Origin of the sequence: Helicobacter mastomyrinus, from assembly GCF_039555295.1 — a bacterium.
Taxonomy (GTDB): domain Bacteria; phylum Campylobacterota; class Campylobacteria; order Campylobacterales; family Helicobacteraceae; genus Helicobacter_C; species Helicobacter_C mastomyrinus.
This window is the reverse complement of record NZ_CP145316.1, coordinates 1717010-1739495: the sequence shown is the minus strand read 5'-3', so window position 1 is coordinate 1739495 and position 22486 is coordinate 1717010. Positions and strand designations below refer to the sequence as shown.

Sequence of the window (22486 nt, the reverse complement as noted above, 5' to 3'; positions counted from 1 at the left end):
TGTCAAACACAAACCAGGAGTTAAAGTATGAAAAGAGTCTATTTAGACAATAACGCAACGACAATGCTTGACCCAAGCATAAAAGCGCTGATGGAACCATATTTTTGTGAAAAATTTGGGAATCCAAATAGCCTTCACAAATACGGCACGGAAACCCACCCAGCTATCGCACAAGCTATTGAGTATCTCTACAATGGCATTAATGCCGCTGATAATGATGATATTATCATTACAGGCTGCGCGACAGAATCTAATAATTGGGTGATTAAGGGCGTATATTTTGACAAAATATACAATAAGAACAAAAATCATATTGTTACCACAGAGGTGGAACACCCCGCTGTGCGTGCTACTTGTGCTTTCTTAGAAACGCTTGGCGTGGAGGTAACCTATCTGCCTATTAATCAAAATGGCACAATCACCGCAGAGCAAGTGCGCGAGGCATTAAGAGATGATACCGCGCTTGTAAGCATTATGTGGGCAAATAATGAAACTGGGCTAATCTTCCCTATTGAAGAGATAGGTGCGCTCTGCAAAGAAAAAGATGTGCTTTTCCACACAGACGCAGTGCAAGCTATTGGGAAGATTCCCGTTGATGTGCAAAAGGCACAGGTGGATTTCCTAAGCTTTAGCGCACATAAGTTCCACGGACCTAAGGGCGTTGGAGGATTATATATCCGCAAAAATGTAGAGCTCACACCACTTTTACACGGAGGGGAACATATGAGGGGCAGACGCTCAGGCACACTCAACGTCCCCTATATTGTTGGTATGGGCGAAGCGATGAGACTAGCTCATCAATTCCTTGATTTTGAACTCACAGAAGTGCGAAGACTTCGTGATAAGCTAGAGGACGCGCTTTTATCTATCCCTGATGTGTTTGTGGTAGGCACAAGGGAAAATCGTGTGCCAAACACTACACTTATTAGTGTGCGGGGCATTGAAGGCGAGGCTATGCTATGGGATTTAAACAAAGCAGGGATTGCTGCCTCCACCGGAAGCGCTTGTGCGAGTGAAGATTTAGAGGCAAATCCTGTGATGGTAGCTATCGGCGCAGATAAGGAATTAGCCCATACGGCAATTAGAATCTCCTTAAGCCGCTTTACCACCAATGAGGAGATTGACTACACCATAGAAGTCTTTAAAAAAGCTGTGGAAAGGCTAAGGGCAATTTCAAGCTCATATAACGCATAAAACAACAAAAAAAGGAAAACAAAATGGCAAAAAATGATTTAATCGGGGGCGCACTTTGGGACGCCTACTCAAACAAAGTAAGTGAGAGAATGGATAACCCCACACATTTGGGGGTTTTGACACAAAAGGACGCTGATGAGCGAGGCGCGAAACTTATCGTAGCTGATTATGGCGCAGAATCCTGTGGCGATGCAGTGCGACTGTATTGGCTCGTGGATAATGATGATAGAATCATTGACGCGAAATTTAAAAGCTTTGGCTGTGGGACAGCAATCGCAAGTAGCGATATGATGGTAGAACTTTGTCTTGGAAAAAAGGTGCAAGAAGCAGTGAAAATCACTAATCTTGATGTCGAACACGCCTTGCGTGATGACCCTGACACACCTGCTGTGCCGGGGCAAAAAATGCACTGCTCGGTGATGGCGTATGATGTGATTAAAAAAGCTGCGGGAATCTATCTAGGCAAGGATGCAGAAGACTTTGAAGATGAAATTATCGTATGTGAATGTGCCAGAGTTAGTCTCTCTACGATTAAAGAGGTGATTAAACTCAATGATTTAAAGAGTGTTGAGGAGATTACTAATTATACTAAGGCGGGGGCATTTTGCAAAAGCTGTGTCAAGCCTGGAGGACACGAGAAAAGGGAATATTATTTGGTAGATATTCTTGCTCAAGTGCGTGAGGAAATGGAAAGAGAAAGTCTCAAAAATGTCGTGCAAAAAGGCGCGGAGGGGAATCTAGCCTTCAAAGAAATGACTATGGTACAAAAGGTAAAGAGTATTGATAAAGTCATTGATGATAATATCCGCCCTATGCTGATGATGGACGGAGGCGATATGGAGATTTTAGACATTAAAGATACAAGCGATGGGCATATTGATGTGTATATCCGCTATTTGGGCGCGTGCAGTGGCTGCGCGAGTGGGGCTACCGGCACACTTTTTGCGATAGAATCTGTTCTCCAAGAACAGCTAGATTCTCACATACGAGTGCTACCCATATAAGCTAAAATTCAATTAAGCATAGAAACCCAGATTTTTATGCTTAATTCGCAAGCAAAAAGCCAATTTTATTACACAAAAATAAAAATAGAGCGGTAGCTTCATTCCTCTCCATTCACAGAGAATAACTCACTTTTAAGATAATCTTATTTTACCTCAAAAACAATCCATTATTAATACTCTTCCAATCTCTCCACAAAACACGAAGCTTGTGTCCTTTATATACTTTTAGAGATGAAAGAGAGAGGTAATCACTGCAAAAGATAAACCCCCGCCTTCCTCTGCTTTTAAAGATATGTTCTTTCCCTTATCGCATACTTTTTTAAAGGTCTTTTATCTTTAACCTACTTAATAGATAAGAAGATGGATATATGCTAAAAACAAAGTAAAAAATGATGCCTTCATAAGGACAAAATATTCTTAAAATATCTTATCAAGCAATAGCCATTGCTAAAATTTAACTCCTTTAAACCAATCCGCTAGACAAAAATGAAACTTGATTATTAAATCAATAATTCTTATCTTTAATGGATTTTTTAAGCATAGGTAATTTAAAGAATCGCGAAATATATCCTTGCAGAACTTCCTTCCTTCTACCAAGAGTGTATGGCATTTTAGTACGCATCAAGAGATAAAACTGGCTCAAATCCCACAATAATATAACATTAAGAATCTAATCTAAGATTCTATATTTTTCTAAAAATGCCTCATTTATATCATCAAGCAAACCTTTCTCTTGCAATCGTTTGATGACAGCGGGATTGCAATTTGTATCCATAGGCCATTCGCGTAAATGTCTATCGCACTTGCCCTTTTGTGTCGCATCGATAAACACAAGGCTACTAGCAATGAGTATATCTCGCTTGGCATCGATATTATTCACAATGCGCCAAGTGAGCATATAGGGGTTATCGAGGGCATTATTTATAGAATCTACAAAAATCACTATACTTAAATGTGATTGTAATGTCTCAAAATATGCCATATTTGCCTTAAGTGCGTTAAAAATATTATCTTTTTTATCCACGCTAACAATGCAAATAGGATTAGGCGTGTGTGTGAAATACTGCTTCAAACCCTTTGCATTTGGGAATAAATGTGCGCATTTTTGCCATAACTCCTCATCACTTAAAGCTTTAAAATGTGGTTTGCTCACGGGGGTAATCGCCTCAATGCCTAGCTTGCCTCCGTGCGCAAATGTGGGGCTTGAATGATCGAGTGCATCGCAGATTCCCTCTGTAATCAGTAATTTATCTGGTGCAAATCGCTCTAACACATAAGTGCCAAAGGATTCATAATCTGTTAAATCTGGAGCATTTTCATCAACAAAAATGGCGTGTTTTACAAAACTCATCTGCCCTACACCCCAAAAATTGTGCATAATCTGCTGCGCGTGGCTTGGATATTGAGGCTTGATTTTTGCAAAAATAAGATTATGAAAAACACCATTTTCTGGCATATGATAGTCAATCAAGCCGTGTGCAGTAGTTTGCAATAATGGCAAAAATACGCGCTCTGTCAAATAGCCCATATATTTATCTTCAAGCGGAGGTTTGCCAACGATTGTGGCAGGAAAAATAGGTTTTTTGCGCATTGTGATTGCGCTCACTTCAAGCACAGGATAAGGCTCAATAGGCGTATAGAATCCTGTATGGTCGCCAAATGGTCCTTCATCACGCATTTGTGTAGTATCTACCCAACCCTCAATTACAATATCTACATCATTTGGCACAAAAAGTGGATTAGTAATGCAAGGACAAAGCACAGGTTTTTTTGCTCGTATGAAACCATAAAGCATAAGCTCAAAAATCCCCATAGGCAAGGGAGCTTGTCCGCACCAAATATACAGAGGATCACCCCCAAGTGCAATACTCACAGGCATTTTTTGTCCAGCTTGTTTGTATTGATGAAAGAAATGCTGTGAATCTTTGTGAATCTGCCAATGTAGTCCTAAATGCGTCTCATCATACACTTGCAAACGATACATTCCTAGATTTTTCTGTGTGCCTTGAAGATTCTGCGTATAGACTTGCCCCATAGTGATAAACGCCCCACCATCTTTCTCCCAAGTCGTAAGAACAGGCAAATCAAAAAGATTCAGATTCTCCATTTGCACGATCTCTTGGCATAAACCGCGTTTTTTGCTGTATTTGGGAAAGGCATAGCGCAAAGTATAGAGTTCTTTTAGCTTATTAAATAACTGCCCTATGCCCTTTGGCGGAGTGAATGCAAGGAGATTACGAATATCCTGTGCAATTTGCGGTATGAGCTTATCTAAAAGCAAATCAAGCCTTTTTTGTGAGCCAAAAACATTCATTAACACAGGTATATCAAATCTCTTGCCGCTTTTAGCACATATAGGATTTGTAAAAAGAAGCGCCTTACTTGTAGATTTTTTCACTTCAATATAAGCAAGTTGGGGGATTTCTAAATAAATATCAAGGGGCTCATCAATAATTTTTAACTCATTATGAGATTGCAAAAATACAATGAGTTTAGCAGAATCTAAAGCCATTCAATAGCTCCATAAAATTGAGTGGATTTGGATAAAAGTGTAGATTCTGTTTTTACAGAATCTACACAGAGGCGATTGCAAACTTTAGAAATGCAAGCCTATGAGTGCTTGAATCGTGTGCATTTTAGCCTTTACGTTGCCTATTTCAAACTCTGGATTTTGATAAGTATAAAGCACACCTAAAGAAACAGGGATAAAATCAATCTTTAGCTTCAATCCTGCATTATAAGAAATAGTATCCTTAAAAAGTCTATTAAAACTTGAATAATTCACACCCACATAAGGAGTAAGACGTGCAACAATTAGCCCGATATTGTATCCCGCAGATATGCCATATTGGAAATTCGTAAAGCTATCAGTTGTGCTTGTTTTTTTGTTATAATCATATTTTATTTGTGGAGCGACAACAAAATCAAATGCTCCAAGCCATATACGACCGAATGCACCATAATTAGTTATGTCTTGTTTTGCATCACCATAAGAGAACTTTGTCTGTCCTGCAAGTAAGCCAATCTCTGGGCTAAACTCAAATCCCATAATACTTGCGGCAAACATTTGCATACTTAAAACAGCCGAACCTAAAAAGCCAAATACAATTTTTTTCATTATAATCTCCTTGCATTGAAAAATTAAGGCAGTATTATAATCAAAATATGTTAAAAAAATATAAGCCATAATAAAATGACTTCAGGCATCACTTACAATCAGCATAATTTTTGTATTTTTAGATATAAAAACTGAAACGATTTTGCCATAGCTTATAAAATTGCTTTGCATAATCGTAATGGCAAACATTGCTTTAAAGCAAATTAAGCTAGAATCTTAAAATATTTTAAGCATTAAGACAGGAGGCAGTATGACGATTAATGATTCCAAAATGTATTTCAATCGGGAGCTTTCGTGGCTTAAGTTTAATACACGTGTACTAAATGAGGCTAAAAATACAAATATTCCACTCTTAGAGCGTTTAAAATTTGTAGCTATTTATGGCACGAATCTTGATGAGTTCTATATGATACGTGTGGCGGGATTAAAACGACTCTATGCGAGTGGTATTACCGAAGTGGGTGCAGATAAACTTACCCCTTTGCAGCAACTTAAAAGCATACGAGAACAGCTTGATAAAGAAAAGAATGTGCTTGAGGGCATTTTCAAAGAAATTCAAGATGAATTAGCAAAAGAGGGTATGCACATAAAACGTGTCTCTCAACTCAATGATGAGCAAAAAAAACAACTCCACGAGTATTTTATTAATTATCTCTACCCTGTTATCGTGCCTGTGGTGGTAGATGCTACTCACCCATTCCCGCATTTAAATAACCTTAGCTTTGCCATTGCTCTACAACTAAAAAGTTTGCATAATGGCAGCCTCAAATTTGCAATGGTGAGAATCTCACGCTTACTTTCACGATTTGTAGAGATTGAAAGCGGCATATTTGTCGCCATAGAGGACATTGTAGGGGAATTTGCAAGTGAATTATTTGGGGATTATGAGATTATGAATTATGTCCCCTTTAGAATCACGCGTAATGCGGATATGGAGATAGAAGAGGAGGAAGCTGATGACTTTATAGAATTAATGAGTGAGGGGCTAAAAACCCGGAGGAAGGGTGAAGTGGTGCGGCTTGAAGTAGGCACAGATAAAGATACAAGCCTGCTTGATTTTATCAATTCTCATTTAAAAGTAGATAGCAAAGATATTTATATGTATCGCATTCCGCTTAATCTTAGCGGACTTTGGGAACTTGTAGGAAGCAAGGCGTATGCACATCTTACTATTCCGCCTTTCAATCCTAAGACCTTACCCCCCCTTCACAGCAATGTAGAGATTCTCTCCACAATGGAAAATCACGATATTGTACTTTTTCACCCTTATGAGAGCTTTGACCCGGTGGTGAATTTTATCCAAAGTGCGGCAAAAGACCCCGATGTACTATCTATCCGTATGACGCTTTATCGCGTGGGGAAAAATTCGCCCATCGTCAAAGCCCTCATTCAAGCTGCGGAGAACAATAAGCAAGTAACTGCACTTGTGGAGCTTAAGGCGCGATTTGATGAGGAGAATAATCTCCATTGGGCACATTCTTTAGAATCTGCTGGAGCCCACGTAATCTATGGTGTGCCGGGCTTAAAGGTGCACGCTAAAATCGCCCTTGTGATTAAAAAAGTAGGCAATACCCTCAAAGAATATGTCCATCTTAGCACAGGTAATTACAATCCTAGCACGGCAAAAATCTATACGGATATTTCGCTCCTTACTTGCAATAGCGCATTTGCAAAAGACGCCATAAAACTTTTTCACTCCCTCTCCACAGGCTCGTGCTATCGCACAAAGCTTGATTGCTTGATGATTGCTCCCACGCAGATTAAAACAAAAATCCTAGAACTTATAGAAAATGAGATAAAGGCTGGAACTGAAGGACGTATCATCATGAAATGTAATGCGTTTGTTGATGTAGATGTAATACGCGCTTTATATCGTGCCTCAATAGCAGGGGTTAAAATCGACCTTATTGTGCGGGGTGTGAGTGCATTGCGTCCGGGAATCAAGGGTGTGAGCGAGCATATCCGCGTCTTTTCTATTGTGGGTAAATACCTCGAACACGCTAGAATCTACTATTTTAAACACGATAAAGTTGGAATTTACTTTGCTTCGGCGGATATTATGCCTCGTAATCTCGAAAGACGCGTGGAGATTCTCACGCCAAGCCTTAACGTAGATATGAGCAAACGTCTAATGGAAATCTTGCAAATGCAGCTTAATGACAATGTGCAAATGTATGAATTACAAAGCAATGGCGAGTATCACAAAGTACCTCATACAGATAAGCCATTTAGCTCACAGCTCGCCTATGAAGAGTATGTAAATGCTATTTATGGGGATTCTGTGCGAAATGATGAAGTAAGCAAGGCAAAGAAACTTGCTAAAAGAATGCTTAAAGAAAGTTGATTCCATCATTAAAAATTGAGAGATGAAGGAGTGGTGTCCCCAATGCGATTCGAACGCATGACCTCACGATTAGGAATCGTGTGCTCTATCCTGCTGAGCTATGAGGACAGACATAGGCTTAATATAAGCTAAAAGTTGGCATTCTACACTTTTGCGTGAGATAAATCAAGTCAAAAAGTGCCAAATAGGCATTTTTGTGATAGAATATATGTTTTTGCTTAAAATCAATGCTGATACGAGATGAAGGAGAAACTATGGCGATTAAACTAGCGATTAATGGCACAGGACGCATTGGGCTAAGTGCAGCTAGAATCATTGGTGAGCGCGATGACGTAGAGCTTGTGGCTATCAATAGCACGGCAGATATGGATACATTGGTACATTTGCTGCGTTATGATTCTGTACACAGAATCTATAAAGACGTGCAAAAGCTTAATGATAGCACTTTGCGTATTGGCAAGAGTAAAAATGTCAAACTCTTAAGCAATAGAGACCCGCTCAAACTTGATTTTGGTGAGGCAGTGGGGCTTTTGGAATGCACGGGCAAGTTTAATGCACTTGAAAAATCAAGTGTGCATCTTAAAGGCAAGATTCAAAGAGTGATTATCTCTGCCCCTGCTGATAATACGCCGACTTTTGTCTATGGAGTTAATCATAAGGACTATGCGGGGGAAAAGGTGATTTCAAATGCCTCCTGCACGACAAATTGTCTTGCACCCATTGTAAAGGTGCTTGATAGTGCCTTTGGTATTGAAAATGGCTTAATGAGCACAATCCATAGCTACACAAACGACCAGAATCTCCTTGATGTGAAGCATAAAGACTTGCGAAGAGCGCGTGCGGCGGCTCTCAATATGATACCTACAAGCACAGGAGCGGCAAAGGCAATAGGGCTTGTATTACCTCATTTAGCGGGTAAGCTTAATGGCATTGCTGTGCGTGTGCCTACACCTGATGTGAGCTTGGTAGATTTAAGTGTGAATCTTAACAAAGAAGTAAGCAAAGAGGACATAAATGAAGCCTTTTATCAAGCACAAAGTGGGCAAAGTATGGAGGGTGCAATGAAAGGGCTTATTCTTGTTGATGATGAGCAGAGAGTATCAAGCGACTTTATCGGCTCAAATGCAAGTGCGATTATTATCCCTGACAAAAGTATAGCTATTGGGAAAAGTGCGAAGCTTCTCGCGTGGTATGATAATGAAATGGGCTACACACATCGCCTTGTGGATATGAGTGCCTTTGTATGCAAGAATCTCTAAGGCATAGCTTGTGCTTACATTTTCATCACATTTTAAAGACATAGCCCCTAGCAAAGAAGCACAAGATAGACTTTTTAATGCGATATTGCAAGAGAGGCAAATGCAAAAAAGTGGCTACTATAATTTGCCTTATGACAATCAAGCCCTTGAAGAAGCATATCAATATGTGCGTCAAAATGAAGCCTTTTTAGATACTATCGCTCATTTGGTGATTATCGGTGTGGGTGGCAGCTCTCTTGGGCTAAAAGCCATAGATTCTATGCTGAGGCATTTGCCTTGCAGGAAAAAGCTAGATTTGATATTTTTAGAGCATACTGACCCGCTGCATATTACCCAAAGCCTCGAACATATTAGCATTCAAAATGCCCTTTTTATCGTTATTTCTAAATCCGGCACGACTATTGAAAGCATATCATTGCTCAAATATATGCTTGATAGATATGAGATATTGCAAAATGCCCAAAACAAGGCGCATTTGTTTGTCATTACAGATAATCGCTCTCCGCTTGAATCTTGGGCAAAGCAGCACAATCTGCATTGCTTTCATATCCCCCCAAATGTTGGCGGGAGATTCTCTATTTTAAGCGCAGTAGGTATAGTACCTTTAGCAATTTTAGGCTTTGATGTTGAGGCACTTTTGCGCGGTGGGAGAAATATGGCAGATGATTTTTTTGAACGCAGGGCAGAGCATATCTTACATAAAGCCCTTGTATATGCTACACACAGAGAACAAATCCCTATGAATGTGCTTTTTTCATACTCAAGCTTTTTTGAACATTTCAATGCGTGGTATGTGCAGCTATGGGGGGAGAGCTTAGGGAAAATTAATGTCCATCACCAAAAGATAGGATTAACGCCCATCGCGCTTATTGGCAGTATCGATCAGCATTCATTTTTACAGCTTATCGTGCAGGGCAAAGCAGATAAAAGCGTTACATTCCTAAGCGTTAACCCCGCACATAACCTTATACCCTGCATCCCCTCGCTTGAGCTTACATTTTTAGAATCTACTGATTTTGTTAATGGTAAAAGCTTTGCGACCCTGCTTAACAATCAGCGCATTGCAACTATGCAGACCATAGCAAATGAGGGGATTCTTACCGATTGCATTGAGGTGATGAGATTATGCGAGGAGAGTATAGGAATGCTGATTATGTATTTTGAGCTACTCACTTCTTGTATGGGAATCCTCTTTGAAATCAATACCTACGACCAACCCGGTGTAGAATATGGCAAACAAAGGCTTAAAGCCCTGTTTGACGTATAAGTGAAATATTTTTCTAATACATAAGATAATGATTCTGCTAAAAATTAGCATTATTTGCAGATTTATTTTGCATTTCAAGAAAATATAATAGCAAACCAAATTAAGATAAAGATAATAAATAAGCTAAAATCTTGTGTTTTTATCGCCTCTTTGGTATCTTTTGGGTGTTTTGGAGGTTTTATCATCTTTATCCTCTTGCTTTGATTTCACACTAAGATACAAAGGCACTCCTGTGAAATCAAAATGCTCCCTTAGTATATTAATCAAATATCGTTTGTAGCTAAAGTGCAAACTCTTTGGGCGATTGCTTATAAGGGCTATTCGAGGGGGCTTTATATCATATTGTGTCGCGTAATAAATCTTTACCAATTTGCCGTGATCGCTTGGGATATGATGCGCACTTATCGCCCTAGCTATCACATCATTAAGTGTGCTTGTGGGGATTCTATAACAAAATCGCTCATAGACTTTAAGAATCTCCATTTTAAGTTTATCGATATTGCGCCCACTAAGCGCACTTAGAGTAATCACAGGCGCAAAGGACAAAAAGGGAAAGCGATGAGTAAAAGCTCTCTTTATCTCCTCAAAACTCGCATATTTTTTATCCCACTTATTAAGCACTATAATCACCCCTAACGCATATTTAGGGATAAGAGAGCTAATCTTTTCATCTAATTCTACAAATGGCTCACTTACATCAAGCACCAAAATAGCGATATGGCTTTGAGAGAGTATGGTATTTGTTCTAAGGAGTGCAAATTTTTCAATTCCTTCAATCTTCCCCGCCCTGCGAATCCCCGCCGTATCGACAAACCTTATACTTTTCCCCTCGATATGCATCTCATCATCGACAGGATCAATAGTCGTCCCAGCCACCTCGCTTACCACACTGCGCTCTTTGCCCACAAGTGCATTTAAAAGTGAGCTTTTACCGACATTCACTCGCCCGATAATACCCACGCAAATGCTTTCATTTACCTCACTTTGAGGCTCTTGCAAGATTCCTAAAAATTCCTCTAAACTCTCATCTATCTCACCTTGCTTAAATTGCTCCCTTAGCTGATTTTCTACGCTTTGCTCTTTACTAAGACAAAGTGTGTCAAAAATATTTTCAAGCAAAGATGTTATGCCTCGATTGTGCTGCACCGAGATAAAGCACATATCTTGTGTCCCAAATGCGTTAAAATCCCACGCTCTCTGCTTAATCTTGTCATTATCAACCTTATTTATCACAAGCATTAAGGGCTTTTTGTGCTTTTGCAATGTGCGGAAATAGGCTATATCATCATCTTGAGGGATAGTGCTTCCATCAACCATATAGAGTATCATATCCGCCTCTAAGGCTGCCTTTTGGGAATGCTCACTCACTTTTGCAAAAAGTCCTTGTGTCTTTTCAAGCCCACCCGTATCGATAATCTCCACTTCCACACCACTAATGCTAAAAGAAGCCTTTTTCACATCGCGCGTCGTGCCACTTATGGCAGAGGTGATAGCTAACTGCTGCTTAATGAGACGATTAAAAAGTGAGCTTTTGCCGACATTTGGTTTGCCCACAATCGCAATGCTTTTCATTAATATGTCCTTATGACTTATGATAATACTCAATTCTTAAAGGATACATAGCAAACAAAATGTATTTTTAAGAATCCTTTAATCAAATATTTTTTATAACGATATGTTAGCTAAAGTTGGATTTACCTTGATAAGATTCACAAGGAGATACTATGAAAAAAAATTGTTTTATAGTCTGCTTTTTGCTTTTTTGCATCGTTATAGCCGATGATTTGGAAGATAATGCCAACAAAGCAAACGCTAAAGAAGTATTTGTAGATGAGGGTATAGCCTTTATACTCCATAAAAATGATGCACAATTTGCTATGTTTGGAAATTCTTACGTGCTTATACCTCTCTCACAAGCTCTTAAAAACTTCATCAATCAGCAAAATTCTAAACTTAAAATACGCACCTTGCGTTCAGGAAATAATACGACACAAATTTACAGTCAAGGTAAAGAGATTCTTTTTTATTATTCAGGCACTAAAGGTGCTGATTTATACAATAAAATTGCGCCTAAAAATTTTAAACTTATCCCTCAAACACACATTGATGAAAGCAATCCTAGTGAAACCACTTATTTTTATAAAATTGAGGGTTTTGATAAAGCCATTCTCCACTCTCCCTGCCACATCGTGCAAAATAAACATTTTATTCAAGATAGGGCAAGGGGTGAAATGCTTATTAACCCTGATAGTGATATTAATCCCAAACTTGCTAGTCAAAAACCTATTGAACTCATTTTAAAATGCGAGATTTTAGACTAAATAAGCCAAATATAAAATGAGATTGCTTATAATGCAGTCCAAACTTCACTTCAAAGGCACTCTATGCGTGGATTCAAAATCTTTAGCGGTTCAGCCCATACGCTTTTTAGTAATGAACTTGCAAAATATCTTGATGTCAGTTTATCCAAAGCTACGATTAATCGCTTTAGCGATGGTGAGATTAATGTACAAATTGGTGAATCTGTGCGGGGAAAAGATGTTTTCATCATTCAGCCTACTTGTGCGCCCACAAATGATAACCTTATGGAGCTACTCATTATCACTGACGCATTAAGACGAAGTGGGGCAAATAGCATTAATGCAGTGATTCCATACTTTGGCTATGCAAGACAAGATAGGAAAGCCTCTCCTCGTGTGCCTATTAGCGCAAAACTTGTGGCAAACCTCATCGAGCAAAGCGGCGTTCATCGCGTGATTACGATGGACTTACACGCGGGACAAATTCAGGGATTCTTTGATATACCTGTGGATAATCTCTATGGTTCGATTGTATTCGCAGATTATTTACGTGCGAAATCTTTTAAGAATCCTATTATCGCTTCGCCTGATATTGGGGGTGTGGCAAGGGCACGATATTTTGCCGATAGGATGGGTATGGATTTGGTGATTGTGGATAAAAAGCGCGAGAGGGCAAATGAAAGCGAAGTAATGAATATCATCGGCGATGTGCAAGGCAAAGATGTGATACTTGTCGATGATATGATTGATACCGCTGGGACGATGTGTAAGGCAGCTGATATGCTGAAATCACGTGGGGCAAATAGCGTGATGGCTCTAGGCACTCACCCTGTACTTAGTGGTCCAGCATTTGAGAGAATTGCTAAAAGTGCACTTGATGAAGTGGTGGTTACAAACTCCATTCCCTTGCGTATCACTCACACTAAGGTCAAGGTTCTTAGCGTTGCCCCGCTTTTTGCAGAAGTAATTCGCAGAATCTACCATAACGAAAGCGTTAATTCACTCTTTATTTAAACAACAAATGGAACATATAGAAATTCTCACGCTCATAAGCATTGCATTTTTTGCTTCACTCGGGCACTGCGTGGGTATGTGTGGAGGAATCGTCTTAGCCTTTAGCGCACTCTATGCCCCCGCACAAAATACGACAAAATATGTCTTTCTCTCTCAAATCCCTCTCCAACTCCTCTATCATAGCGGCAAAATCACTACTTATTGTGTGCTGGGCTTTATCGCTGGGAATTTGGGTTATTTAAGCGCACCAAATGAGACAATAAAATATGCTATTTTGCTCGTAGTGGGAATCTTGCTCGTGCTAGGTGGCTTGGGGATAGCACAATTTATACCTATTAAGCACTATTCTTTTAAGATTCCATTTTCTAGGAAAGTGCTTCATTTTATGCAAAATCTCCTCACCCAAGGCTCAAAATGGCGGTTATATATGCTTGGCTTATGCAATGGCTTACTGCCTTGCGGGATTGTATATTACTTCCTACTCACTGCCGCAGTAGCCGGAAATGGCATAAATGGCGCAATAGTAATGGGGATTTTTGGCGTGTGTGCGATGCCCTCACTCTTTATCTTAGGACTTGTGAGCGCGAGTGTGCAACGCAAACGGACACTTTTTTTGCGTTTAAGCGGCATAGGTATGGTAATATTAGGATTCTATGAAATATATAAGGCACTCAAGGTATTTTATACTTTGTAGTTTTACTCATCTTTACTGACAGAAAAAACAAATCGTATAGCACACCCACTTCTTGAAGCATAACTTAGGGAGTGAGACAGCATTGAATGATTTATAGAATAGAGCAAGATTGTATATCGCCAAATCAATCTCTTGTTGATTATTAGGCTACCCACTTTTACACTTAAGCTCCTCTATCTTGTAGAGAAAGAAAAGTAAAATACATACCAAAACTATATTTGATAAATAAACTGAAAAATAGACAAACTTGATGCTCTTTATTGCTCATAAGCCTTTAAGCTGGGTTTTTGCTCCTTTTAATCTACCTTGCCCGAGCCAAGCACAGATACAGATTTAACACATAAAATCTTAGCAAGTTTAAGCAAAGCAGGGATTTGTGCTTCCTTTATCGCCTTTTCTAGCTTTTCACTCTCTGCCTTATCACCGCTCACAAGCAGCACAGTACTCTCACCTTTTTGCTATTATCTACAGCTACGGCGACATATTTCAAACTCTCATCAATCTCATATTTTTCACAAGTTTTGCTACCTCCTCCTTAATCTCCCAAAGGCTTACCATTTCGCCGACCACTTTTGCAAATCGCGAGTATCTATCCACGCCCTGCCAAGCGTAGGCAGTATCTCACATTGTAAAGTCCACATAGTAAAAGGGAGTTCAAAGACCTTAGCTTCTACACGTTCTACAACAAATAAAAACAGATATGCCGCATCAATGCCTAAAACAGCAGCATACCGATATTTTGGATAAAGTTATTTCCCGTTAGAATCTTCCCAAGCTCTCCCTCTTTAGCGTGGCATTGTATCAGTGCATTAAATGACGCAATAAACAAAGCCCCACCCATACTAAATAAGAAAATTATAATCACATAAGGCGCAAGTGAAGAGGAACTTAAAAGTAGCATACCTATCAAGCACACAAGTGCTCCACTAAGAGGGATAAACTCTGTTTCAGTATAATGCTTTAAGAATCGCCCTGCGATGACAGAGCCTATAATAATCCCAAAGCCCGAGCAGCCAATAATCATTTACACCTTAAAGGTATCAAGCTTTAAACATATCGCTTTCACATAGGCAGGGAAAGAAGCTAAAAGCAGTTCAAAAAAGACCAAAGATGAGATTTAAGTGAATCTCCTTTAAAATATGCCTCTCTATCAAAAGTCTTTTGCGTAGGTTGGGTTAATGTAAGCAAACGATCACATAAAAACACCTCAATCACCACATATAATATTAAGATAAAGCCAAGTGGTGCAACACTCTGTAATATATCGCCCTTTTGTGCTAAGAATCCTAACCCGCTTGAGGCAAACATTACTTCAAAAAATAATGAAAAGCAGCTCATACCCGCTAAAATCACTACTGCTTGCATAGCGCCATTGCCCTACACAAGCAAATCTTTATCCACCAAATCCTTAATAAAACCATATTTTGCAGGAGCATAAATAGCCGATTGTGCTGCCATAAGCAAAGTAGCCATAAACACCAACCAAAAGAAGTAAAAACATAATGAAATCACAATACTTGGCAACAGCCCGACCCAAGCGCATAAACGCATAACGATATTTTTAGGAATTTATCCGCTATAAATCTTGATGGAGTAAAAAGAAAGATAAGAGGAAAGAAAATAAAGGTATTGACAATACTTATAAGAAGTGTTAATTCGCTACCATCATATACTTATAAAATGTATTTTGAATGGGAATCTTATGTCCCAAATCCATGAAAACATAAAGCCTGTAATTTTCTCTAATTGAGATATCTTTATCTTTACGCAATTATCAAATTATGCTTATCGCTCACTTAGAATCTTTATTTTGCCATTTTCGACAACTACATACATATCTTTTTTGCCTAGGGAGTTAAAGCTTGGTTTGCCATTCAATGTTGCCTTATAATCTTGGATAAAACTTATGCGATACATATTGCGGTGCCCTTCATTAGGGTAGATGGATACATTGATGTTAGAAATACGGATAGTTTTTGTCTCATTTTTTTCAAATACATTCTTTTTGTGTTCACTAAATGTGCGGAAACTCATACCATCAGGACGATAAAAATCCTTTTCATCATAGAAACTAAGATAACTTGCCAAATCACCTTTTTGCCAAACATCTTTCCATCGATAGAGGCTTGAAAGCACGAGGGCGAGTTCATCTATACTAGCGGGTTTGAAGGTATCTTCATAGGTGATAAGCATTGTTTTTCGCCAATCAATGAGATTATCGTATTTTTTCAGTAATTCATTATCAATAGCTATACAGCCCCGAGTATTTAACTCTTCTCTATCACCATTAAGCGGTAAGCCGTGTATCCATATCCCACCACCGGTTTTTTTGAGCGATTTATCATATACATTTGGATAGCTTGTAGAGAATGCAAGAGGTCCGTAATATTGGTTTAAGCCTGTTAAACGCGCGTCCAAGTCATACGAGCCTATGGGCGTTGTCAAATCACCCTCTTTTTTCTTATTGCCCTTGCCCTTTGCCACAAGTGCGCTTGAGTTACCCAGTTCCTTAAGCTTAGAATCTGTGAGTTCATAAAGTGCTAGTGATGGCGCAGATTTATTAGAAATAAATAAAAATTGCAAATCCTCAAAATAGCCATATTCTGTTGCGGTGTTTTTCAAATACTCTGCCCAATACTCCTTATTGAGCAAATAACCCTCAAGTTTGGCTTCTACCGCGCTTATGCCGTTTTTCTTATATTCATTGACTAATCCTACAAGCTGCGCATCAAGCCCATATAGATTCCCTAAACTGAAAATAGTCGCGCAGCAAAGCCACTTTTTTATGCCATTCATTGCTTCTTTTCCTTATAATTTCTTTCATATAAAATCATACCCTATTTTTTTTAATACATCTTTTTGCTTACTCCAGCCTTTATATACCACCACATCAAGCTTTAAGAAAATTTTTTTACCGCTAAAAAGCTGCATTTTTTGCCTTGCGTTTATGCCTAGACGTTTGATCCCACTGCCTCCCTTGCCAATCACCATAGCCTTTTGTTTTTCTCTTTCTACGATGATATGGGCATAGATTCTATGCTGTGTCTCTCCCTCCTCACAATGTTTTATCATCACATCAGCCTCATAGGGAATCTCATCACTCATTTTTTCAAACAAACTCTCACGTATCATCTCTTTATAAATCTCCCTTAATGTGCTTGGAGAGAGTAGCTCCTCATCATAATAAAAAGGCGAATGTGGCAAATGCAGGGCGATATGATGGAAGAGCTGCTCCTTATCAAATGGCTTTTTCACACTAATAGGGAAGAGTGCTAGAAAATGCTTGCTATATGCCTGATAAGCAGCAATTTTTCGTAAAAGCTCATCTTTGCTGCAAGTATCTGTCTTTGTCAAAAGCAAAATATGCGCTATGTTCTCACTTAAAGATAAAAATTTCTCATAATGTGCCACATCATCGCTCACAGGTGCGAGATAAAGGGCTATGTCACAATCCCCCATAGCTTTGAGTGCTTGTGAAAGCATATATTGATTGAGCAGTCTTTCCTTATGGTGAATCCCGGGTGTATCGACAAAGATTATCTGTGCTTGTAATGGAGGATAAGGCACGATGATTTGCATTTGTTTGCGTGTAGCATTTGCCTTATGCGATACAAGGGCGATTCTCTCTCCCAAGAGATGATTAAGAAGCGTAGATTTGCCCGCATTTGGCCGCCCAAGAACAGCTACAAATCCCGCACGTGTAGTAATATTTGCCTGTGTATTCATTGTCTCATTAAAGATTCTTAAAGAATATAACGTGCTAAATCTACATTTTCTACCAAATCTGCTAACGCCTCCCGCACCATTTCCACATTTACCTCTATTTCCTTACCTTGATACTCATCTACATTAAAACTAATATCCTCTAAGACGTGCTCAATAGTCGTATGCAGACGTCTTGCGCCAATATCTTCGGTGCGCTGATTAGCATTATGCGATAAACGGGCAAGTTCCCTAATGGCTTCATCGCTAAATTCAAGCCGAATATTCTCTGTCTCTAGCAGGAGTTGATATTGTCGCAAAAGAGAGCTTTTAGTTTGGGTAAGAATTTGATAGAGGCTTTCCTCATCAAGTGTGCTTAGTTCCACACGTAAAGGGAATCTCCCCTGTAATTCCGGGATTAAATCACTTGGTTTGCTTACGTGAAACGCCCCTGCAGCGATAAACAAAATATAATCCGTCTTTATCTGTCCATATTTTGTATTCACTACACTGCCCTCAACAATAGGGAGTAAATCCCGCTGCACACCCTCTTTGCTAGGGTCCTGCCTTGAGCTATCTTTGTTGCTTATTGCCACTTTATCAATCTCATCGATAAAGATTACACCATTTTGCTCCGCACGTCTTAAGCCCTCCGCGCGAATGCTCTCCGCATCTAGCACAGATTCTGTAGCTTCATACATCAGGGCTTCTTTAGCCTCTCTCACGCTCATTTCTTTTTTGATTTTATCTTGCGTAACATTCAGCACCTTAAAGATAGATTCTTGCACTTTTATCATATCTGGCGGGAGATTATCGTCGCCTATTGGGGCTTTCTTACTTATATCAATTTCAATCATCAAATCATCCACTTCACCCTTAATCACTTTTTGCTTCATTTTTGCAAAGCTTATTTCGTATTCATTTTTCTTAGCTTCACTCGCTCCGCTTGGCAATGGTGGCAAAAGCTTTTGCGTGATTTTTTCAATGATGTAATCATTGATTTGCGCTTGAGCCTTTTGCCTATGCTCATTCTCTACAAGATTCACACTCGCTAGGACTAAATCTCTTACCATAGATTCTACATCTCTCCCCACAAAGCCCACTTCAGTATATTTACTTGCCTCCACTTTGACAAAAGGCAAACCCATCATTTTTGCCATACGTCTAGCAATCTCTGTTTTACCCACACCCGTTGAGCCAATCATAAGGATATTTTTGGGCGTGATTTCCTCCTGCACTTCCTTATCAAGCTGCATACGTCTGTAACGATTCCTTAGAGCGATAGCCACCGCTTTTTTTGCCTCATTCTGCCCGATAATATAGCTATCAAGATATGCCACTATCTCTTTGGGCGTCATATTTTCTTTCATTGTTTCACTCCGCTGGTAATTCTAGAATCTTAATATTTGTATTGGTATAAATACATAATTCCCCCGCAATGCGCAAAGAATGCTCTACTATATCCTTAGGCGGTAACTCACTATGTGAATCTAGCGCACGTGCTGCACTCAAGGCATAGTTCCCCCCGCTGCCAATAGCCGCTATTTTGCCATCTTCTGGTTCTACAACATCGCCTGTGCCACTTAAAATATAGATATACTCCTTATTTAGCACTATCATCATCGCTTCAAGCTTACGCAAAAACTTATCCCTACGCCATTCCTTGCTAAATTCTAGCACACTCCGCACTAAATCGCCCTTACGCCCCTCTAAGATACGCTCAAAGTTATCAAAAAGGCTAAAGGCATCAGCTGTGCTTCCTGCAAATCCGCTTAGAATCTGCCCGTTGTAGAGAGTGCGGATTTTTGTCGCATTGCTTTTTAAGACACAATTCCCAAAGGTAACCTGTCCATCTCCGCCAATAATCGCATATTGTTTGCCTTGATATTCGCCCCTGTAACCAAGTATCGTTGTTGCTTCAAACATTCTCTATCCTTCATTTGCGCTTTAAGTGCTATTTAAGTGCTTCTACTACAATCTTAAAAGTCGCATTAATGCCGTGCCCTAGTTTCGCGCACACCTCAAATTCTCCTGTGTGCTTAATAGATTGAGGGATTTCAATATGCTTTTTATCGATATGAATCTTATGTGTGCTGAGTGCAGCAATGATTTCATCTTTTGTAACCGAGCCAAAGAGCGCATTATTCGCACCTACTTTTTTATGGATAATAGGTTTTAGAGACGTTAAACTCTGCTTTAACTGCTCCATTTGAGCGATTTCTAACGCTTCTAATTCTTGCTGTCTTTTCACCTGTGCTTTGTATTTATTAATCACCTCGTGCGTGGCGTGCTGCGCCTTGCCCTTAGCGATAAGAAAATTTTGCCCATAGCCATCTTTTACCTCTACTACCTCACCCTTTTTGCCAAGCCCTTGGACATTTTCTAAGAGTAGCACTTTCATATTTTCTCCATATTTAGGTTATAATATCAAAAAATTATAGCTAAAAGTGGCAATATTATGTTAAAAGCGTTGCAAAAATCCTATCCTATCGCCTCTGCGATATATATTGAGCATAAAAAGATTGCTTATCCACGTATTGTAATCAAAGCGGATTTATCGCTATTTGTGCGTGTGCCGCTGCATTTTTCACACGCACAAATTGAATCTTTTATCTATGCGTATCATAAATGGATAGAATCTACCCTCCATAAACTTCACACACGCCATCTTGCCTTGCAATCCACTTTGTGCATACATCATCATCAAATCCCCATTTTTGGGGTGTGGCAGGATATAAACGCGCTTTTTGATACCCTCCGCACACCTCAAAGACAGCTTAAAGATATGCTAAGTGCATATATTATGCCTAAAGTAGCAGAATACGCCGCCTTAATGAGCTTAACATATCATTCTATCAAAATCACTTCTGCTACTTCACGTTTTGGGAGCTGCACTTATGATAATCGCTTGTTTTTTTCTCTTATGTTGATTTTTGCTCCAAAACATCTTATTAATTATGTCATCATACACGAACTCGCTCACATCACGCATAAAAACCACTCGCGTGACTTTTGGCATTTAGTGCATAGCTTTTGCCCTAATGCAAAATCCCTCCGCAGCTCCTTACGACAAGAAGCGAGAATCTACCCCCTACTTTTGCAAAAAATTGCTGATTTTACCTCACCTTATCAGCAAAATTAGATATTTAAAATCTTAAGTTTTAGGAAATTTTGAAAGAAGAGTTTTGCTTTTATCCTTGGTTATGGAATATTTTCAAATGGAATATTTTCAAGGTGAGGAATAAGCGATATTTGCGAACACAACTCATACTTTACTACATCTGTTTCTAGGCTCTATATTGCATTAACTTAAATATGGGGATTTAGCAATGAGCCAAGCTTAATAGATTCTCTAATGGCTTCTACGCTCTCATCAACGTGTTTTGCCACTACTTGCAAGTTAGGTAAAATACCATTTGTTAGATTGCTTGCTCGCTTTACATTTACAGCATTGACTGGAATAAGCTAGGATCTAGCAGGGCTACTCTCCTTGTTTTCTTGATACTTTTCCATAAATATCAAGCTAAGCGAGAATCGCTTGCGCTTCTTTAGGTATTAAGAAAATATACAAAATCAGATTCTAAAGCTTTTTTAAAGGAATGGGAGTAAAAATATTTTGGGAATCTACACGCATTAACCTTAAAAAATCATTAAACACACTCTCACACACTTTTCTTTTTTACCCCTTAAAAACATTTTATCTTGCCTCTAATCTTTGTCTATCATTTCTCTATTCATTGCTTTTGCTTAGGGCTCTTTTAAAACTTTGGAAATTAATTTCCACACATATTAGATTCTAATATAAGGGAAAAGGTAATATAAGATTCTCTTTATAGTAATTTTATTTGTAATAGAATCTGTGTCATTATATTTCAGCTAGAATATTTTATAAAGCTTAAAAAACTTTTTGCCTTGAAGCTAATCTTAAGTTGTTTTTAAATTTTATTTTTTCTGTTCTTAGTTAAAAAAAAGAAGTTTGCTATGAAGTTTTTTGTATGGCATTGAAGCTAAAAAATTTTGCTTTGAAATATAAAATTTATAATGCTTTTAAGTCTTGGGAATATGTTTTTAAGTATGTGCCAAAGTGGCATAAGATTTAAGAAAAATTTTGATATGAAGTTTTTTTAATTTTGTATCGAAGTATGAAGCTTGAAATGCTCTTAAGTTTGTGGCAAAGTTGTATTCAATTTAAGTGAAATTGTTAGTCTATGATTTTGTATTGAATTTGAAGCAAAGTTGATATGAAATTATAGATTCTTTTTGCACTTTAAGTTTATAAATTTTGCTATGAAGTTAAGAGATGATTTTGTTCTATGATATGTGATTACTTTTTTATCATTTTTGCAAAAATTTAAGCTCAAATTCTTGCAAAAAATGACTTTTTGGCATTTTACCTATCTCAAAGCCCCTTGCATAAGGCATTCTTTATCTTTTTATGCACATAAAAAGGGTTATCCTGCACATTTGCATTTTTTCTTATTTTTGAAGCATATTTAAGGGATAATTTTTTATGATTTTTTGCAGAAAAAAAGTCAAAAGTCTTTATAAAATTTTGCTAGAATCCTTTGAGTGAAGTTTTGTATTTTTTGT

Annotated in this window: 21 protein-coding genes and 1 tRNA gene; 9 read left to right on the top strand and 13 right to left on the bottom strand. The window is 38.6% G+C overall.

Features of this window, described 5'->3' with window-relative positions:
* The first annotated feature begins 27 nt into the window (after window positions 1-27).
* Window positions 28-1194 carry a NifS family cysteine desulfurase gene (locus V3I05_RS08825; protein WP_295698215.1) on the top strand — a complete coding sequence of 389 codons (1167 nt, stop codon included), beginning with the start codon at window positions 28-30 and terminating at the stop codon, window positions 1192-1194.
* Window positions 1195-1217: 23 nt separating this feature from the next.
* A complete protein-coding gene (locus tag V3I05_RS08820) occupies window positions 1218-2198 on the top strand; it encodes an iron-sulfur cluster assembly scaffold protein (protein WP_295698218.1) in 981 nt (326 codons plus the stop codon).
* Between the two features lie 670 nt (window positions 2199-2868).
* On the opposite strand, the gene V3I05_RS08815 is transcribed toward V3I05_RS08820, so the two are convergent.
* The gene (locus V3I05_RS08815) at window positions 2869-4710 is read right to left on the bottom strand and encodes a menaquinone biosynthesis decarboxylase (protein ID WP_300732141.1); all 1842 of its coding nucleotides are present in this window, start codon (window positions 4708-4710) and stop codon (window positions 2869-2871) included.
* Between the two features lie 84 nt (window positions 4711-4794).
* Window positions 4795-5316: an outer membrane beta-barrel protein gene (locus V3I05_RS08810; RefSeq protein ID WP_300449332.1), complete on the bottom strand. Its 522-nt coding sequence runs from the start codon at window positions 5314-5316 to the stop codon at window positions 4795-4797.
* 250 nt (window positions 5317-5566) lie between these two features.
* Here V3I05_RS08810 and V3I05_RS08805 point away from each other — a divergent pair, with 250 nt between their 5' ends.
* The gene (locus tag V3I05_RS08805; protein WP_300449335.1) at window positions 5567-7660 is read left to right on the top strand and encodes an RNA degradosome polyphosphate kinase; all 2094 of its coding nucleotides are present in this window, start codon (window positions 5567-5569) and stop codon (window positions 7658-7660) included.
* A 31-nt stretch (window positions 7661-7691) separates the two neighbouring features.
* Here the strand turns inward: V3I05_RS08805 and V3I05_RS08800 are convergent.
* Window positions 7692-7768: transfer RNA gene (locus V3I05_RS08800), tRNA-Arg, on the bottom strand.
* 146 nt (window positions 7769-7914) lie between these two features.
* Here V3I05_RS08800 and gap point away from each other — a divergent pair.
* Entirely contained in the window at window positions 7915-8919 is a 1005-nt protein-coding gene (gene gap, locus V3I05_RS08795) for a type I glyceraldehyde-3-phosphate dehydrogenase (protein WP_295698229.1), read from the top strand.
* A gap of 10 nt (window positions 8920-8929) precedes the next feature.
* Window positions 8930-10186, top strand: a complete 1257-nt coding sequence (locus tag V3I05_RS08790; RefSeq protein ID WP_300732145.1) for a glucose-6-phosphate isomerase — start codon at window positions 8930-8932, stop codon at window positions 10184-10186.
* 123 nt (window positions 10187-10309) lie between these two features.
* Here V3I05_RS08790 and der read toward each other — a convergent pair whose 3' ends face one another.
* The gene (gene der, locus V3I05_RS08785; RefSeq protein WP_295698600.1) at window positions 10310-11785 is read right to left on the bottom strand and encodes a ribosome biogenesis GTPase Der; all 1476 of its coding nucleotides are present in this window, start codon (window positions 11783-11785) and stop codon (window positions 10310-10312) included.
* A gap of 125 nt (window positions 11786-11910) precedes the next feature.
* Here der and V3I05_RS08780 point away from each other — a divergent pair, with 125 nt between their 5' ends.
* The 3 genes from V3I05_RS08780 to V3I05_RS08770 all read left to right on the top strand — a co-directional run bounded on the left by V3I05_RS08780 (window position 11911) and on the right by V3I05_RS08770 (window position 14194).
* On the top strand, window positions 11911-12507 hold the full coding sequence (locus V3I05_RS08780; protein WP_343353355.1) for a hypothetical protein: 597 nt from the start codon (window positions 11911-11913) through the stop codon (window positions 12505-12507).
* A 63-nt stretch (window positions 12508-12570) separates the two neighbouring features.
* Window positions 12571-13500, top strand: a complete 930-nt coding sequence (locus V3I05_RS08775; RefSeq protein WP_295698237.1) for a ribose-phosphate pyrophosphokinase — start codon at window positions 12571-12573, stop codon at window positions 13498-13500.
* Between the two features lie 7 nt (window positions 13501-13507).
* Entirely contained in the window at window positions 13508-14194 is a 687-nt protein-coding gene (locus tag V3I05_RS08770; protein ID WP_343353353.1) for a sulfite exporter TauE/SafE family protein, read from the top strand.
* Window positions 14195-14490: 296 nt separating this feature from the next.
* Here the strand turns inward: V3I05_RS08770 and V3I05_RS08765 are convergent, their stop codons facing one another.
* The 9 genes from V3I05_RS08765 to rplI form a co-directional block, all read right to left on the bottom strand.
* The gene (locus V3I05_RS08765; protein WP_295698242.1) at window positions 14491-14634 is read right to left on the bottom strand and encodes a hypothetical protein; all 144 of its coding nucleotides are present in this window, start codon (window positions 14632-14634) and stop codon (window positions 14491-14493) included.
* A gap of 275 nt (window positions 14635-14909) precedes the next feature.
* The gene (locus V3I05_RS08760) at window positions 14910-15218 is read right to left on the bottom strand and encodes a hypothetical protein (RefSeq protein WP_295698245.1); all 309 of its coding nucleotides are present in this window, start codon (window positions 15216-15218) and stop codon (window positions 14910-14912) included.
* A gap of 59 nt (window positions 15219-15277) precedes the next feature.
* Window positions 15278-15559, bottom strand: coding sequence for a hypothetical protein (locus V3I05_RS08755; RefSeq protein WP_300448943.1), 282 nt, complete (start codon window positions 15557-15559; stop codon window positions 15278-15280).
* Window positions 15560-15571: 12 nt separating this feature from the next.
* Window positions 15572-15745: a hypothetical protein gene (locus V3I05_RS08750; RefSeq protein ID WP_343353351.1), complete on the bottom strand. Its 174-nt coding sequence runs from the start codon at window positions 15743-15745 to the stop codon at window positions 15572-15574.
* A 234-nt stretch (window positions 15746-15979) separates the two neighbouring features.
* Entirely contained in the window at window positions 15980-16990 is a 1011-nt protein-coding gene (locus tag V3I05_RS08745; protein ID WP_300449342.1) for a L,D-transpeptidase Cds6 family protein, read from the bottom strand.
* A gap of 24 nt (window positions 16991-17014) precedes the next feature.
* A complete protein-coding gene (gene era, locus V3I05_RS08740; RefSeq protein ID WP_300449345.1) occupies window positions 17015-17920 on the bottom strand; it encodes a GTPase Era in 906 nt (301 codons plus the stop codon).
* 17 nt (window positions 17921-17937) lie between these two features.
* Entirely contained in the window at window positions 17938-19266 is a 1329-nt protein-coding gene (hslU, locus tag V3I05_RS08735) for an HslU--HslV peptidase ATPase subunit (protein WP_300732153.1), read from the bottom strand.
* Between the two features lie 4 nt (window positions 19267-19270).
* Window positions 19271-19822, bottom strand: coding sequence for an ATP-dependent protease subunit HslV (gene hslV / locus V3I05_RS08730; RefSeq protein WP_300448932.1), 552 nt, complete (start codon window positions 19820-19822; stop codon window positions 19271-19273).
* Between the two features lie 28 nt (window positions 19823-19850).
* On the bottom strand, window positions 19851-20297 hold the full coding sequence (rplI, locus tag V3I05_RS08725; RefSeq protein WP_300856066.1) for a 50S ribosomal protein L9: 447 nt from the start codon (window positions 20295-20297) through the stop codon (window positions 19851-19853).
* A gap of 57 nt (window positions 20298-20354) precedes the next feature.
* Here rplI and V3I05_RS08720 point away from each other — a divergent pair, with 57 nt between their 5' ends.
* Window positions 20355-21038 carry a SprT family zinc-dependent metalloprotease gene (locus V3I05_RS08720; protein WP_300448925.1) on the top strand — a complete coding sequence of 228 codons (684 nt, stop codon included), beginning with the start codon at window positions 20355-20357 and terminating at the stop codon, window positions 21036-21038.
* The last annotated feature ends 1448 nt before the right edge of the window (window positions 21039-22486 follow it).